This is a genomic window from Haloechinothrix sp. LS1_15 (assembly GCF_033042135.1).
Classification (GTDB): Bacteria; Actinomycetota; Actinomycetes; order Mycobacteriales; family Pseudonocardiaceae; genus Haloechinothrix.
The window spans coordinates 153,397-168,770 of sequence record NZ_WBXM01000002.1; the positions used below are offsets into that span (position 1 = coordinate 153,397).

Sequence of the window (15,374 nt, forward strand, 5' to 3'; positions counted from 1 at the left end):
CGCGGCGATCGTTGATACTTTCGCGGTCATCGATGGGAGCGTGACGATTCTTGGATTTGCTGCGCAACGCGGTGCGCGCCTACGCGTGGGGATCGCGGTCGGTGATACCGGAGCTGCTCGGTAAGCCGACCCCAGCCGCTCACCCGGAGGCCGAGCTGTGGATGGGCGCGCATCCAGGGGACCCGTCCGCGGTCGAATCGGCCGACGGCAGCGAGTACAGCCTACTCGACATGGTGGAGGCCGATCCGGCGAACCAGCTCGGCGATGCCTGCGTGCGGCGATGGGGGAACCGGCTGCCGTTCCTGTTGAAGATCCTCGCTGCCGAGGAACCGCTGTCCATGCAGACGCATCCGACCATGGAGCAGGCCCAAGCGGGCTATGCCAGGGAGGAAGAGGCCGGTATAGCCAGGGACGCCGGTGAGCGGAACTACCCGGATCCCACGGCCAAGCCCGAGCTGGTTTGCGCGCTGACCGAGTTCCACGTGCTCGCGGGTTTCAGGGACGCCAACCGCACCGTGAAGTTCCTGCGCGCCATCGAGACGCCGTGCCTGAGTGGTTACACCGACCTGCTGGCCGGGCAGCCGAATGCCGACGGGCTGCGCGCGCTGTTCACCACGTGGATCACGTTGCCACGACGGACCATTGACACGCTGCTGCCCGAGGTACTCGACGCGTGTGCCACGCACGCCGAGGCCGGAGGGGAGTTCGCGAGCGAGTGCCGGACGATCACCGAGCTCGGTCACCGACACCCGAGTGACGCCGGTGTACTGGCCGCGTTGCTGCTGAACCGGATCGTGCTGCGGGCGGGTGAGGCGATCTACCTGCCGCCCGGCAACCTCCACCTCTACCTGCACGGTACCGCCGTGGAGATCCTCGCCAACTCGGATAACGTGCTGCGGTGCGGTCTCACTCCGAAACACGTGGATGTCCCCGAGCTGCTGCGGGTGGTGAACTTCACCAGCGGGCCGACCCCGGTGCTGCGAGGTCAGCGGGCGGACGAGACGGACCGCAGGCTGGTGTACGTGACCGAGGCCGCTGAGTTCGAACTGTCGCGGTTGTATTGGCCGTCGGGCGACCGGCAGGCGGCGGCGGTGCCCGTGGCGGGGCCGCGGATCCTCGTGTGTACCCAGGGTGAGGTGCGGCTGCGCGTCAACGGGGAGACGCGGCACGACGTGCGGTTGCCGCGGGGCAGGTCGGTGTGGCTGCCCGCTTCGGACCCGGCAGTGACCGTGTGGCCCACCGAGGACGCGGGTGCCAGCCAGGTCTTCTGTGCCTCGCCGGGAGCGCTGTAGCGCGCGGTCGGCCGATGCTGGACCACGGAGGCCGCTGGGCCCGGGGGCCGAGCAGGCTCGAAATCGGGACGCACGTCACGGTAAGGTGATCCTATCTTAGGTTAGGGTTACCTACCGGGATGTGTGTTCGTGTACCCGCGACCTCGGTGAGGAGGCCCGATGACGAGGCAGGCGTTCCGGCGGCTGGGCGCGGTCGCCTTCGCCGCGGCGCTGTTTGTCGTCCTCGTGGCCTGCGGTACGGACGTGACCGGCGATACCGGTGAGCAGGCCGCGGAGGAGGGTGGCGGCCAGAGCACCCTGACGATCTACTCGGGGCGTAACGAGGAGCTGGTCGGCGGCATTCTCGAGCACCTGGAGGACACCACCGGGTACGAGATCGAGGTGCGCTACGGCGACAGCGCCGAGCTGGCCGCGCAGCTGCTCGAAGAAGGCGATCGCACCGACGCCGACCTCTTCTTCTCCCAGAACGCCGGCGCGCTCGGCGCGTTGCGCGAGGCGGGGATGCTGCGCGAGCTCCCGGAGCGCACGCTGGAGGTCGCGCCGGAACGCTTCCGTGCCAGCGATGGCACCTGGGTGGGAACCTCGGCGCGCGCCCGCGTGGTCGTCTACGACCCCGATCAGGTGGATGTCGACGACGTCCCGGGAAGTATCGATGAGCTCGTCGACGAGACCTGGGAAGGCGAGGTCGGCTATGCCCCGTCGAATGCCTCGTGGCAGTCCTTCGTCACCGCGTTGCGGGTGCTGGACGGTGAACAAGCCGCCCGCGACTGGTTGATGGACTTCCGTGCCAACGAACCGGAGGCGTTCGAGTCGAACACCCCGATCCTGGAAGCCGTCGACAGCGGGGAGATCGCGCTCGGGCTGATCAACCATTACTACCACCAGGCCTGGGTGACCGAGCGCGGTGCGGGCGCGGTCAACGCCGAGCGGCACCACCCGGACGGCGGCGACGCGCTCGGACTCGTCAACGTGGCCGGCGTCGGTGTGCTGGATACCAGCGAGGCACCCGAGGCCGCTGTGCACGCGATCGACTTCTTGCTGTCGGGCACCGCGCAGCAGTACTTCGCCGACGAGACGGCCGAGTACCCAATGCGGCAGGACGTCACCTCGACCAGGCACGAGCTCGGCGAGCTCGACGAGCTGCCCGGTCCCGATATCGACCTGTCCCGGCTATCCACGCTCGACGACACCCTCGAGCTGCTCCGCGACGTGGGGCTGTCCTCGTGATCGGTACGCAGGCAGCTCCCCCACCGCGGCCGCGTCGCCCGCTGGCGAGGGCGCTGCTGCCCGACGCGGTACGTAACGCGCCGCTGCTGGCCACGGCTGGGCTGGGTGTCGCGGTACTGGTGCTGATCCCGCTCGGTTATCTGGTGGTGCGCGCTTTCGAGCGGGGCACGGATACCTTCGCCGCCCACGTCTTCCGCGAGCGTACGTTCGACCTGCTGCTGCGGAGCCTGACGCTGGCCGCCGCGGTGACGCTGGCCTGCGTGGTGATCGGCGTCCTCGCGGCCTGGCTCGTGGTGCGCAGCAACCTGCCGTTCCGGGGTGTGTTCGCGGTGCTGTTCACGCTGCCGCTGGCGATCCCGTCCTACGTCGCGGGCTTCACCTGGATCTCGGCTTGGCCGGGGCTGGCGGGATTCCCCGGCGCGTTCCTCGTGCTGACGCTGGTGTCGTACCCCTACGTGCTGTTGCCGGTGATGGCGGCGTTGCGCTCCACCGACCCCGCTCTCGAGGAGGTGTCCCGCTCGCTGGGGCACGGCCCGGTGCGCACGTTCCTCCTGGTGACGCTGCGCCAGGCGCGCCCGGCTGCGCTGGCCGGTGCGCTGCTCGTGGCGCTGTACGTGCTCAGCGACTTCGGCGCCGTCGCGCTCATGCGGTACGAGGCGTTCACCGTGGGTATCTACACCAGCTACCGTGCGAGCTTTGACCGCACGCCGGCGGCCGTGCTCGGCTGCGTTCTGGTGCTGCTTGCCGTGATCATCACCGTCGCGGAGCGTAGGGCACGGGGCAAGGCGGCGCTGACCGGCCAGGCCCGCGTCGGCGCAGGTGCGGCCAGGCAGCCGGATATCGTGCCGCTGCGCCGTGCCCGACCGTTGGCGCTGCTGGGTTCGGTCGGGCTGCTCGCCGTCGCCCTCGGCGTTCCGCTGGCCAGCCTCGGCCGGTGGCTGGTCTCGGGCGCTTCCGCGCAGGTGGACGTCGGCAGGTTGCTGTCGGCAACGTGGACGACGGTGCAGGTTTCGGCGCTCGGGGCCGCGCTGACGGTGCTGCTGGCGCTACCGGTTGGCGTGCTGGTCACGCGGTATCGCGGGTCGTTTTCGCGGGGAATCGAACTGGCCAGCTACGCGGGCCACGCCCTGCCGGGGATCACGGTGGGGCTGGCGTTGGTGTTCCTCGGTGTACGCGTGGTTCCGGGGCTGTACCAGGAGCTGCCGATGTTGGTGTTGGCCTACGCCGTGCTGTTCCTGCCGCTGGCGGTCGGCGCGGTGCGCACCGGGATCGCGGCGTCGCCGGTGCGGCTGGAAGAGGTGTCGCGCTCGCTGGGCAAGGGTACGACGATAACCCGCTTGCGAGTGACGCTGCCGCTGGCCGCACCGGGTATCGCCGCTGGAGCAGCGCTGGTGTTCCTGACCGCTGCCAAGGAGCTACCTGCGACGTTGCTGTTGCGCCCGACCGGCAGCAGCACGCTCGCCACGGAACTGTGGACGTTGACCGAGGTGGTCGCCTACGGCGCCGCCGCGCCGTACGGCGCCATGCTGATCCTGATCGCCGCCGTCCCGTCGGTGGTGCTCGGCCACAAGCTGCGTAGCCGTGGCCGCGACTCGGAAGCAGGAGGATGAAACCGATGACCGATTTGGTGATCACCGAGTTGTCGGCCGGATACGACGGTCACACCGTGTTGCACGATCTCGATCTCCGGGTCGAGTCCGGCCAGCTCGCCGCCGTGCTTGGTCCGTCAGGGTGCGGCAAGACCACGCTGTTGCGGGTCATCGCCGGTTTCCACCGGGCAACCACGGGGACGGTGGCGCTAGGGGACCGCGTCGTGGCTGGCGCTGGACGTCACGTGCCGCCGGAACGCAGGCGGGTGGGCGTCGTCCCGCAGGAGGGCGCGTTGTTCCCGCACCTGAGCGTCGGCGCGAACGTGGCGTTCGGCCTGGGCAGCCCGCGACGCCACCGCGACCGGGTCGCCGAAGTGCTGGAGCTGGTCGGGTTGCGCGGCTACCAGAAGCGGATGCCGCAGGAACTCTCCGGCGGGCAGCAGCAGCGGGTGGCGCTGGCCAGGGCGCTGGCTCCGGAGCCTGCCGTGGTGCTGCTCGACGAGCCGTTCAGCGCGCTCGACGCCGGGCTACGCGCCGAGGTGCGTGGCGATGTGCGGGAGGTGCTCCACGCCAGTGGCGCCACCGCCGTGCTGGTCACCCACGACCAGGAGGAGGCGTTGAGCATGGCCGACCGGGTGGCTGTGCTCCGTGACGGCACCATCGCGCAGTCGGGCACCGCGCAGCAGGTCTACGCCGAACCGGAGGATCTCGCGGTGGCGCTGTTCGTGGGGGAGGCGGTGCTGCTGGATGCCACCGCGGCCGGTGGTGCGGCGACGAGCTGGCTCGGTACCCTGCCGATCGCCGAGCGGCATGAGGGTAACCCGGACGGCTCCGGGGTCGCGGTGGTTCGGCCGGAGCAGCTCCGGCTGACCGTCACCGCGGATGGCGCGTCCGCGGACGCCCAGGCCGTGGTCGGTGACGTGATCTTTCACGGGCACGATGCCACGGTGCTGCTCGACCCGGTGCACGACGGGCGGGCGGCGCCGGTGCTCAGTGACAAGGGGCGTATCCGCGCGCGGGTGCAGGGTGCGGCGCACGTGCGCAGGGGAGACAAGGTGCGTATCGATGTGGACGGTGTGGCGCGGTTCTTCCCGACACGTCCTGACGGCAGCCACACCCTCTCCGGCGTCGGTGACGTGCCGGTGCCGTGGGCCCGGGACGGGGCCGTTGAGCAGCCCTCACGTGCGGGGCTTGCCGACGGCGGGTAGGTCGCCGAACAGCGTGTGCTGCTCCGTGCCGTTCCCGTTGGCGTGGCCGGGACGCTCCAGCCCAGCGGCCATCGCCACCGCCCGGTCCCATTCGGGGTCGATCAGGTAGTCGGCGTGCCGCAGCACGCCCGGTTCCCATCGCCTGCAGCTGTCGCTGCGGGGGATGGGGTCGGGCAGCCAGTGATCGCCGCCGAGCACCAGGGCCCCGCTCGGGCTGGGATAGGCGGCAGGCAGCGGGCCGACACCGCCATCGGTGAGGTAGCCGACGCCGAGCAGCCTGCCCTCCAGGATCTGGTGACGCCAGGTGGTCACGCCGCCGCCGAAGGGGTCGGTGCCGCGGCACAGGCCGCGCCAGCGCCCATCGAGCGAGCCGTACAGGTTCGCCAGCGCGGTGTGGGGCAGTAACGACGGGAAGGCCCGCTGGTAACCCCACTGCAACGGCGTGCCCGCGGTGAGCAGCCCGAGGCGCGAACGCTTCTCGTCGTCCAGCGTGGCTGCCAGTCGGGCGGTGGCCAGCAGCGCGAGCAGCCCACCGTGACTGTAGCCGGAGATGACCACGCGCGCGGGTGGATCCTCGAGGTGGTGCCTGGCGCGGGCGGTCAGGTCACCGACGACCTTGAGCGCGTAGGACGGCGGCACGATCGGGTGCGCCGCCCGTGGCCAGAAGTAGACGAGATCGGCAAGCGCACCCAGGTGGCGGTTGCGTTCCGGGCTGCGGGCCGCGGTATAGACCACCCGCAGCAACCCTGCCGCGAGCAATCCCAGCGCGACCACGCCGAACGCGGACAGCGGTTGCAGCCAGCCGGGTTGTGGGATGTCGAGCATGCGCAGCACCACCAGCGCCAGCGCGCCGCCCGCCAGCAGCAGGGCAACGGCCGAGACCAGGCGGTGCAGGTGCTTGCGTTCGATGACGGAGGTGGCCCAGGCGGCGGCGGCGCGCCTTCGGTCGGTGCGGGATTCGTGCAGCATTTCCACGATGCGGGGGCAGCCCCTGGCCCGCCGTCGCATCGGGATCGCCAACCCGTACAGGCCGGCGAGCAGCACCACCGCGATGATGGTGCCTGCGCCCCAGAGCAGGGTGAGGGCGGTGTAGCTCGGCGGCAGCGGGAGCTCGCGCACACCGAGCAGTTCCCGGACGGCGATGGCCATCCCCGCACCGAACCCCGCTCCAGTCAGGCTGGCCAGTATCAGGGTAGGGGCGGCGGCCCAGCCGCCGAGCCACGGGCGCAGCCGCTGCGGCAGCGAGCTCCACTGCACCCGGCAGAGCACGGTGTAGGGCACCAGCAGTGAGGCGAAGGCGAGGCAGCCGGCGAGCAGCCCGACCCCGACGCCTTCCACCATGCGGTCGATCCCCGGCACGCCGGGCGCGCCCGCTCGTTCCAGCGGCAGGTGCAGCGCGACCGCCACACCGACCAGTGCCACCGCCGCGATGGTGAGCAGGCCGAGGGCCGCGGGCGAGAACACGGTACGTAGCCAGCGCGCACCCTCGTCGAGCATAGCGGCGGCGACGAGCACCACTGCCAGCACAGCCAGCGCTGCGGCCCACACGACCGCGGTGCCGGTGTCGACAGGTGCGGTGAACGCGCCGCCGATCGGGAGCAGCGCGACGGCGGCCAGCGCGGCCAGCGTGTGCAGCCCGCGGAGCACCCGGGCGTTGTGGCTGGCCACCAGCGAGACGCCGGGCAGCTCCGCGGCAGGATTGGGGCCCGAGGGCGTGCTCGGCTCGCCGGGACCGACCCAGCGCTGCGACGAGACCCGGTGCAGCAGCCCGATCAGCAGCAGCAGCGGTACCACGCCGAGCGTGGTGCGCAGCAGCTCGTGCTGCAGCACGGCGGGGGTAGCGCCCAGGCAGGACCGCTGGGCTGCCGGGCCGTCGGACAGGCAGGTGGCCGCGATCAGATCCAGGGTGACCACGCCCAGCTGGGTGATGAACAAGACCGTGAGCAGCACCCCGACCACCCGGAGGAGGGCACGGAGACAGGCCGATAACGCGGCCGCGAACCGGTGACCGCGCGGCGGGGCAGGCAGCATGCCCTGGGCGACGTTGGCCAGCGCGAACGGGAACAGCAGCGCCCAGGTGGCTTTGACCGCACCGCCCGAGGTCATCTTGTGCCACAGGTAGCCTTCCAGCGTGCGGGGCAGTGCGCGGCGCAGCGCCTGCAGCACCGGTCCCGGTGCGGGCCTGCGTTGCCGGTCGGAGGGACGCACGATCCTGGCGGCTTCGTCGCCTGCGACGGTGACGACCGAGACGGTGTCGAGCAGCCGCTCGCCGCTGAGGCCCACGAGGCCGGGCACGCGCAGCTCGACCACGCGCGTGTCCGGGCCGGGAATGGTCACGTGGTGGCCTCCAAGCTGGATGCTCCGTCGACGTACAGCACACCCACGACGCCGTGCCGCCGTCAATGTCAAGGTCCCGACGGTAGCGCGGGGAGCTGCGAGATCGAGTGCGCAACACGGCCAGTTACCACCGGTCACCTCGACGGGTGGGGTGCGATCCGGACCGAGGGTGACGGTGGGTGGACACGCCGTACCAGGCGTCACCCTGGGCTGGCGCACGTCTACGCTGATCGCCGTGGGCAGGCTGGTTGTGATCGAAGGGCTGGACGGTGCCGGGAAGAACACCCTGGCCGAGGCGCTGACCGGGGCGCTGCACGCCGCGGGAGCGAGTGTGGCGCGCAGGGCGTTCCCGCGCTACGGCGAGGACATCCATGCCGATCTGGCACGGGAGGCGCTGCGCGGCGAGCTCGGCGAGCTGCCCGGATCCGTCTACGGCATGGCCCTGCTGTTCGCCCTCGACCGGCACGGCGCCGCCGCCGACATCAGTGAGGATCTGCGGCGGCACGATGTGGTGCTGCTCGATCGCTACGTGGCCTCCAACGCCGCCTACGGGGCTGCCCGGTTGCAGCAGGACGCGGGCGGGCCGTTCGTGGAGTGGGTGCGCGCGCTGGAATTCGACCGGCTGGGGTTGCCGGTTCCCGACAGCCAGATCTGGCTCCGCGTGCCCGCCACCGTCGCCGGGCGGCGTGCGCAGCACCGGGAGCGTGCCGATGCCAACCGGGCGCGGGACGCCTACGAGTCGGACGACGATCTGCAGCGCCGGTGCGATGCGGTGTACGGGCAGCTGGTCGAGCGGGGCTGGATGGCGCCGTGGCAGGTCGTCGACGGTGCCGGGGACGTCGATGCCGAGGCGCTGGCCGCCACCGTGTGACGCGCGGTGGCCGCGCGGCCGGAGGTGTGTATCCCGGCCGGTCATTGCTCCTGTCGGAGTAGCGCGATGCCCCGTTCGGGAGTTTTCCGTGCGCACTGGAGGGTCACGCGGTGTGGCTGGTGGGATCAATGCGAACATGTCCCTATGAAGGCACGCGTGCTCGTTGTCGACGATGATCCCGCGCTCGCTGAGATGCTCACCATCGTGCTGCGCGGGGAGGGGTTCGAGCCCACGGTCGTGGCGGACGGTACCCAGGCACTGCCGACGTTGCGGGAGCTCAAGCCCGACCTGGTGTTGCTCGACCTGATGCTGCCCGGCATGAACGGCATCGACGTCTGCAAGGCCATCAGGGAAGAGTCCAACGTTCCCGTGGTGATGTTGACGGCCAAGAGCGACACCGTCGACGTGGTGCTGGGCCTGGAGTCCGGAGCCGACGACTACATCGTCAAGCCGTTCAAACCCAAGGAACTCGTGGCGCGCGTGCGGGCACGCATGCGGCGCACCGAGCCGGAGCCCGCCGAGACGTTGACGATCGGGGACCTGACCATCGACGTACCGGGCCACGAGGTCACCAGGGACGGTAAGCCGATCTCGCTCACCCCGCTGGAGTTCGACCTGCTCGTGGCGCTGGCTCGCAAGCCACGGCAGGTGTTCACCAGGGAGGTGTTGCTCGAGCAGGTGTGGGGTTACCGGCACGCCGCCGACACGCGCCTGGTGAACGTGCACGTGCAGCGGCTGCGTTCCAAGGTGGAGCGGGACCCGGAGCACCCCGAGGTCGTGCTGACGGTGCGCGGTGTCGGGTACAAGGCCGGCCCGCCGTAGCAGGCCGCCCGAGCGGCACACACCCGGCGGCACAGCGCCACGGGGGACCCGTGAACAACACCGGTTCAGCGCCGTAGGGTTGGAACTGTGACGAACCCGGTCGGCCGTGTCCACGATGTGGTGCGCACGCTCGGCTGGCCCGTGGGCCGGGCGGCGGGCGCCATCCGCGGATGGTGGCATGCGCTCGGCAGGTTGTGGCGGACCTCGCTGCAGTTCCGCGTGACTGCCTCGACACTCGCGCTGTCGGCTGCGGTGGTGTTCCTGCTTGGCATGGTGCTACAGAACCAGATCACCACCCGCCTGCTCGAGATGAAAGAAGCCGACGCGATCGAGCAGACGCGGGCGGCCGTGGAGATCGCCGAGCACGAGCTGGTGGGCATCGAAGCGGATCCGGAGACGGTGGGCACGCGGCTGGAGAACGCGCTGACCCAGATCACCAGCCCCGCCCCCGGTGCGGGCGACACCGGCAGCGGTGCGGCTGGTGCGTTCGAGCCGGTGCTGGCCAGCGGCGGTTCCGACCGCCCTGAGGAGGACACCGTCGCCGCGGGCGCCTACCACAAGGTGCCCGACGGCATGCGGGAGTTCGTCGAATCCGGCCTGGAGAGCACCCAGATCCACACCGTCGCGGGCGAGACCTACCTGATCGTGGGCGCCCCGATGACGTCCACACCGCGCCAGCCGCAGCTGTACATGCTGTTCCCGTTGGCATCGGAGATCAACACCGTCGCGACGGTGCAGAACACCCTCGTCTTCGGCGGTATCGTGCTGCTCGGGCTGCTCGCCGCCATCGCCAGCCTGGTGACCAGGCAGGTTGTGCTCCCGGTGCGGCGCGCGGCCAACGCCGCGGGGCGGTTCGCCGAAGGCGAGCTGGACAAGCGCCTGTCCGTGGTCGGTGAGGACGACCTGTCCAAGCTGGCGATCTCCTACAACGAAATGGCCGCGAGTATCCAGCAGCAAATCCACCAGCTCGAGGAGTTCGGACAGCTACAGCGTCGCTTCACCTCGGACGTCTCGCACGAACTACGGACCCCGCTGACGACGGTCCGGATGGCGGCCGACGTGCTCTACGCCTCGCGCGAGCAGTTCCCGGATGGGCTGTCCCGCTCGACCGAGCTGCTGGTGGACGAGCTCGACCGGTTCGAGGCGTTGCTGCGCGACCTGCTCGAGATCAGCAGGTTGGATGCGGGCGTGGAGGAGCTGGCCGCCGAGGACCTCGATGTCCGTACGCTCCTCGAACGCGTGCACGAGCAGATGCGCGGGCTGGCCGAGAGCGCGGGTAGCAGCATCGAGCTCGACCTGCCCGAGGAGGAGATCCGCGCGGACCTGGATGCGAGGCGGGTCGAGCGGATCCTGCGCAACCTACTGGGCAACGCGGTCGATCACGGCGAAGGGCTGCCGGTGCGGGTGCAGCTCGCCGCGGACGACAACGCGCTGGCGATCTCGGTGCGAGATTACGGTGTGGGACTGCGTGTCGGCGAGGCCGATCTCGTGTTCAGCCGGTTCTGGCGGGCCGATCCGTCCCGCAACCGGCGGACCGGCGGCACCGGCCTCGGTCTCGCGATCAGCCAGGAGGACGCGCGGTTGCACGGCGGAGAGCTGGTGGCGTGGGGTATGCCCGGCTACGGTTCGTGCTTCCGGCTGACGCTGCCGCGACGGATCGGCGGGAGTTTCGAGGTCAGCCCCCTGGCCCTGCCACCCGACCCGCCGGAGATCCCGGACAGCCCGGAGGGCGTCACCCAGCCGATGCCGCAGATCGGGGGCGTCGAGCACGACGAGCGTTCCGCCGACCCCGACGGCCACGCCGAGCCCGCAGACACCGCTGTCGATGCTACCGGTGATTCGGGTGAGGCCGCGGCTGACAGCGACGCGGCTGGCAGCGATGCGGACGCCGGGTCATGGGGATCCTCAGGTGGCCCCTCGGATCGGGAAGGGGTGCATCGATGAGTACCGGCGCGTGGGACACGGTGACCGGCGTGACTCGCGCTCGCCGCCGGCGCGTGGGGCTGCTCGCGGGTGCGCTCGCCGCGATCCTGCTCGCTGGTGCGTGCGCCAACGTGCCGGAGAGCACGCAGCCGCAGGCGATCGGCGTCGACGAGGACCGCACGGACGAGCAGGCCGAGATCGAAGGTCCTGCCGAGGACCTGTCCGCCCAGGAGATTGTCCGCGAGTTCGTCGAGGCCAACGCGCTCGGCGGGCAGCACGAGGCGGCACGGCTGTACCTGGACAGCGAGTCGCAGCAGGCGTGGCGGCCGTCGAGCAGCATGGTCATCCTGGACAACTCGTTCGACACGGTCCCCGTCGAGGACGATCAGCCCACCGCCGACGACGAGACCAGGCTACTGCTGCGCGGTACCCAGGTCGGGACGTTGCGCGGCGACGGTTCGTTCGAGCCCGTCCGCAGGGACTACGAGCGCACGATCGATCTGCGGCAGCGAGAAGACGGGCAGTGGCGGATCGTGGACCCGCCCGAGGAGGTCGCCACCACCGAAGGCGATTTCACCGGCAACTACCTGCGCGTGCCGTTGTACTTCTTCGCCCCGGACAGCGACGTCCGCGTGCCCGACCCGCGGTACCTTCCCCGCCGACCGCAGGCGGCGCAACCGAGCAAGGTGATCGACCTGCTGCTGGAGGGGCCTTCCGGTTCGCTGCGTCACGCGGTGGACAACCCGCTCGGTGAGGACGTGGAAACCGAAACCAACGTCACCGGAGCCCCCGACGGTGCGCTGGTGGTTCCCCTGACCGGGCTCGACGGGACGAGCGAGGACACCCGCGAGCGGATCGCCGAGCAGGTCGTCATGTCGCTGGACAACGTGACCTCCAGCCGGGTCAGGATCCTCTCCGACGGCGCCCAACTACTGCCCGGCGACGAGGATCTGCGACGCGCGGAGATGCCGGACCATTCGGGGTTGATCGTGCCGAGCGCCGACCTGCCCGGGATGTCCGTGGTGGGCAGCGAGCTGCACTCGCTCGGTACCGGTGAGCCCATCCCGGGACCGGCGGGTCGGGGCGAGTACGATCTCGTGACCGCGGCGCAGTCGACCGACGGCGAGCAGCTCGCCGTGGTCGAGCGGGAGGACGGCGGCGATGGCCGCTCGTTCCTGCGGGTCGGGCCGACTGCCGGTGAGCTACCTCGCGTGGAGCTCGAAGGCGAGGAGCTGACACGGCCGACATGGTGGCCGACGCTGTCCGAGGGCAGTGCCAGCAACGAGGTGTGGACGGTCGTCGACGGTGAGGAGGTCGTGCGGGTCGTGCAGACCCAGGAGGGCGCGTGGACGCCGCTGACCGTCGACGCCAGCGAGCTGGCACCGTTCGGTGAGATCACCGGGCTCCGCCTGTCACGGGACGGCACGCGCGCCGCGATCATCGCCGACGAGAACCTCGTGGTCGCGGGCGTGGAGCGGGACGAGAACGCCACGACGTTGCGGTCGCCGCGGGTGCTGCGGGAAGGCAGGCTCGCCGAGGTGGTCGACGTCGACTGGATCGCCCAAGACACGCTCGTCGCAGCCACCTCCTCCGAGTCACGGCCCGTGGTGCAGGTCAGCGCCGACGGGTTCCGGCTGGATTCGTTCCGGGACGCCAACCTCACCCCGCCGGTCCATGCCATTACCGCGGCACCGGGCCGCTCGGTGGTGGTCTCCGACGTGCTCGGCCAGTGGGTGAGCTCCGACGTCGGTGACGTGTGGCAGCAACACCCGCAGTCGCAGGGAGCCGGTTCGCTGGCCAAGCCGTTCTACCCGGGATAGGTGCCGTGGGCGCCTGCTTGCGCGGCGATGACGCGGGCCCGCGGTGTCGGTGCGGCGTGCGAGGCTGCCGCCCGTGGAGCCCTTACCGGCTGTGCGTGCCGTGCGTGCGGCGTTCGAGCTGCTCGTGCCGCAGACCTGCGCGGGGTGCCTGGCACCAGGCACGCCGTGCTGCGCGCGGTGCCGCGAGACGTTGCGGTGTCCGCGGCGGCTCGACAGCGCGAACGTCACGGCGAGCCCGCGTACGCCAGTCGCGACGTACGCGCTGGCCGAGTATCGCGGGGTGCCGCGCAGGCTGGTGCTGGCGTACAAAGACGGCGGGCGGCGTGACCTGGCGAGGGTGCTGGGTGCTGAGGTGGCGCGGGCCTGTTTGGCTCTCCGGGTGCCCCAATCGGGGCCGCTGTGGCTGGTTCCCGCACCGTCCCGTGCCTGTGCGGCCAGGGCGCGTGGTGGTCAGCACATGCTGCGGGTGGCCCGTGCGGCCGCGCGCGACCTGGCGGTGCTTGGCTGGCATATGGGCGTCGCACCGCCGCTGCGGCTTGCCAGCGGTGCGCGGGATGCCGTCGGGCTCGACCGGCGGCAGCGCGTCGTGAACCTCAGCGGGCGGCTGCGGGTCGAACGTCGCAAGCTACCGCCGCCGGGCTCCGCCGTGGTCCTCGTCGACGATGTGATCACCACAGGAGCGACGGCGGCTACGTGTGTTCAGGCCCTGCTGCGGCACGACGAGTACCACCCGGTTGTGTTGGCGGTGACCGCGACGGGATACGCGAGCGGCACGCTACTGCGGGTAGTCGATCCCGCGAGCGCCTCGCCGTGAGAGTTCGTTCGGTCGAGTGTTGTTACCACGCGCGCATCCATCCATCGCGCGACACATCGGGGCACGCGGGGGGAACGTTGACCGGGGCTTGTGCGTTATACGGGTATGCGGCCCGAACTCGCCCTTCGACCGGCACAGGCCACGGGGTTGTTCGCGGGCCGCGCGCTGCCGTCTCGTGCCGCCTTGAACCCGTGCTGCGGCGGCATCCTCCCTGGGCATCAGCACGCTACCGCGTGTGGCGGCCACCTGTGTCTTGAGCCGCCGGGTGTCCCCCGTTACCGCCTCATTCGCCGTGCGGTCGGACGCATGTCAGCGGGGAAGTGGATCATGTGCCGCGGTGTGCCGGTTACCCACCGGGTGCGGCTACGGCCCGTCCACCCCGATCCGGTCACGGTGCGATATCCCCCGGCTCGGGGGCTGTTGCGAACGGCGAATGGCGGCTAACGTGCAGCGCTATCGGGTAGTCCACCGACCGCAGGGAGGTGACAAGTCGATGTCCCTCGTGCCGGTCGACGAGCGGCGCCGGGTGCGGCCCGCCACCGGCACAGTCAGTCATCAGCAATCTCGCGATCGTTGAGCGAGGAGGTCGTGTATGGACATCGTCGTGAAGGGCCGCAACGTGGAGGTGCCTGACCACTATCGGACGCACGTCAGCGACAAGCTGGCCAGGCTGGAGCGTTACGACAGGAAGATCATCCGTTACGAGGTCGAGCTGTTCCACGAGCCTAACCGCAGGCAGTCGAAGAAGTGCCAGCGGGTCGAGATCACCGGTAAGGGCAAGAGCTCGCCGGTGCGTGCCGAAGCGAGCGCGGCGGATTTCTACTCCGCACTGGATGCCGCGGTCAACAAGCTCGAGAACCGGCTTCGCAAGATGCACGACCGCAGGCGGGTGCACTACGGGCGCCGGTGCCCCGAATCCGTCGCGGAAGCCACCTCCGTCACCGCGATGGGCTCCACCACCCCCTTCGCCAACGGGCGCAGGCCCGCGTCACCGACCGCGGTGCTCGAGTCCCCCGCGCCGGTCGACGCGCACGCCGCGTCCGGGCAACCCGCGGGCAGCGTGGGCAGCGCCGCCGTCGAGGTCGCGGGTGGAGCCACAGAGGGCGTGCCCGACGTCGATGTTCCGGAGCAGCGCTGGGACGACGGCATGGTCGAGCACCTGCCGGGGCGGATCGTGCGCGAGAAGCAGCATTCCGCGAAACCGATCACGGTGGATCAGGCACTCTACGAGATGGAGCTCGTCGGTCACGACTTTTACCTGTACAACGACGTGGACGCCGGTAAGCCGAGCGTGGTCTACCGCAGGAAGGGATTCGACTACGGGGTGATCCGCCTGGGTTAGCGCGGGCGCGGGCGGCGGGGCTCGCCGCGCGCCCGAGCTCCGAGGCGGGGCTCACCCGGAGTTCACACTGACACCACGGCTGCCCCGGGAGGATCCTCCCGGGGCAGCCGTGTGTATTGGGTGATACGT

At 70.6% G+C, this 15,374-nt stretch carries 11 protein-coding genes; 10 read left to right on the forward strand and 1 reads right to left on the reverse strand.

What is annotated here, in order from left to right:
• Positions 1 to 50: 50 nt before the first annotated feature.
• The 4 genes from manA (at position 51) to F8178_RS03625 (ending at position 5,316) form a co-directional block, all read left to right on the forward strand.
• The gene (manA, locus tag F8178_RS03610) at positions 51 to 1,292 is read left to right on the forward strand and encodes a mannose-6-phosphate isomerase, class I (protein ID WP_317493180.1); all 1,242 of its coding nucleotides are present in this window, start codon (positions 51 to 53) and stop codon (positions 1,290 to 1,292) included.
• A 159-nt stretch (positions 1,293 to 1,451) separates the two neighbouring features.
• Complete coding sequence (locus F8178_RS03615) at positions 1,452 to 2,519, forward strand: extracellular solute-binding protein (RefSeq protein WP_317493181.1); 1,068 nt, start codon at positions 1,452 to 1,454, stop codon at positions 2,517 to 2,519.
• The gene (locus tag F8178_RS03620) at positions 2,516 to 4,129 is read left to right on the forward strand and encodes an iron ABC transporter permease (RefSeq protein WP_317493182.1); all 1,614 of its coding nucleotides are present in this window, start codon (positions 2,516 to 2,518) and stop codon (positions 4,127 to 4,129) included. The genes F8178_RS03615 and F8178_RS03620 overlap by 4 nt, the downstream gene beginning before the upstream one ends.
• A gap of 5 nt (positions 4,130 to 4,134) precedes the next feature.
• Positions 4,135 to 5,316 carry an ABC transporter ATP-binding protein gene (locus F8178_RS03625; protein WP_317493183.1) on the forward strand — a complete coding sequence of 394 codons (1,182 nt, stop codon included), beginning with the start codon at positions 4,135 to 4,137 and terminating at the stop codon, positions 5,314 to 5,316.
• Here the strand turns inward: F8178_RS03625 and F8178_RS03630 are convergent.
• A complete protein-coding gene (locus F8178_RS03630; RefSeq protein ID WP_396344972.1) occupies positions 5,287 to 7,647 on the reverse strand; it encodes a hypothetical protein in 2,361 nt (786 codons plus the stop codon). The two genes, F8178_RS03625 and F8178_RS03630, sit on opposite strands and share 30 nt — an antisense overlap.
• A gap of 241 nt (positions 7,648 to 7,888) precedes the next feature.
• Here F8178_RS03630 and F8178_RS03635 point away from each other — a divergent pair, with 241 nt between their 5' ends.
• The 6 genes from F8178_RS03635 (at position 7,889) to hpf (ending at position 15,245) form a co-directional block, all read left to right on the forward strand.
• Positions 7,889 to 8,524: a dTMP kinase gene (locus F8178_RS03635; RefSeq protein ID WP_317493185.1), complete on the forward strand. Its 636-nt coding sequence runs from the start codon at positions 7,889 to 7,891 to the stop codon at positions 8,522 to 8,524.
• A 144-nt stretch (positions 8,525 to 8,668) separates the two neighbouring features.
• Positions 8,669 to 9,346, forward strand: coding sequence for an MtrAB system response regulator MtrA (mtrA, locus tag F8178_RS03640; RefSeq protein ID WP_317493186.1), 678 nt, complete (start codon positions 8,669 to 8,671; stop codon positions 9,344 to 9,346).
• A gap of 87 nt (positions 9,347 to 9,433) precedes the next feature.
• Positions 9,434 to 11,290 carry an MtrAB system histidine kinase MtrB gene (gene mtrB / locus F8178_RS03645; protein WP_396344967.1) on the forward strand — a complete coding sequence of 619 codons (1,857 nt, stop codon included), beginning with the start codon at positions 9,434 to 9,436 and terminating at the stop codon, positions 11,288 to 11,290.
• On the forward strand, positions 11,287 to 13,089 hold the full coding sequence (locus F8178_RS03650; RefSeq protein WP_317493187.1) for an LpqB family beta-propeller domain-containing protein: 1,803 nt from the start codon (positions 11,287 to 11,289) through the stop codon (positions 13,087 to 13,089). The genes mtrB and F8178_RS03650 overlap by 4 nt, the downstream gene beginning before the upstream one ends.
• A gap of 73 nt (positions 13,090 to 13,162) precedes the next feature.
• Complete coding sequence (locus F8178_RS03655; RefSeq protein ID WP_317493188.1) at positions 13,163 to 13,903, forward strand: ComF family protein; 741 nt, start codon at positions 13,163 to 13,165, stop codon at positions 13,901 to 13,903.
• Positions 13,904 to 14,495: 592 nt separating this feature from the next.
• Positions 14,496 to 15,245 (forward strand): ribosome hibernation-promoting factor, HPF/YfiA family, encoded by a 750-nt coding sequence (hpf, locus tag F8178_RS03660; protein WP_317493189.1) that lies wholly within the window; start codon positions 14,496 to 14,498, stop codon positions 15,243 to 15,245.
• Positions 15,246 to 15,374: the final 129 nt, after the last annotated feature.

What these genes read in the sequence shown, in the direction of transcription:
- F8178_RS03615 (WP_317493181.1), top strand. Translation starts at nt 1,452, where the DNA reads ATGACGAGGCAGGCGTTCCGGCGGCTGGGCGCGGTCGCCTTCGCCGCG.
- F8178_RS03625 (WP_317493183.1), top strand. Translation starts at nt 4,135, where the DNA reads ATGACCGATTTGGTGATCACCGAGTTGTCGGCCGGATACGACGGTCAC.
- mtrA (WP_317493186.1), top strand. Translation starts at nt 8,669, where the DNA reads ATGAAGGCACGCGTGCTCGTTGTCGACGATGATCCCGCGCTCGCTGAG.
- F8178_RS03650 (WP_317493187.1), top strand. Translation starts at nt 11,287, where the DNA reads ATGAGTACCGGCGCGTGGGACACGGTGACCGGCGTGACTCGCGCTCGC.
- hpf (WP_317493189.1), top strand. Translation starts at nt 14,496, where the DNA reads ATGGACATCGTCGTGAAGGGCCGCAACGTGGAGGTGCCTGACCACTAT.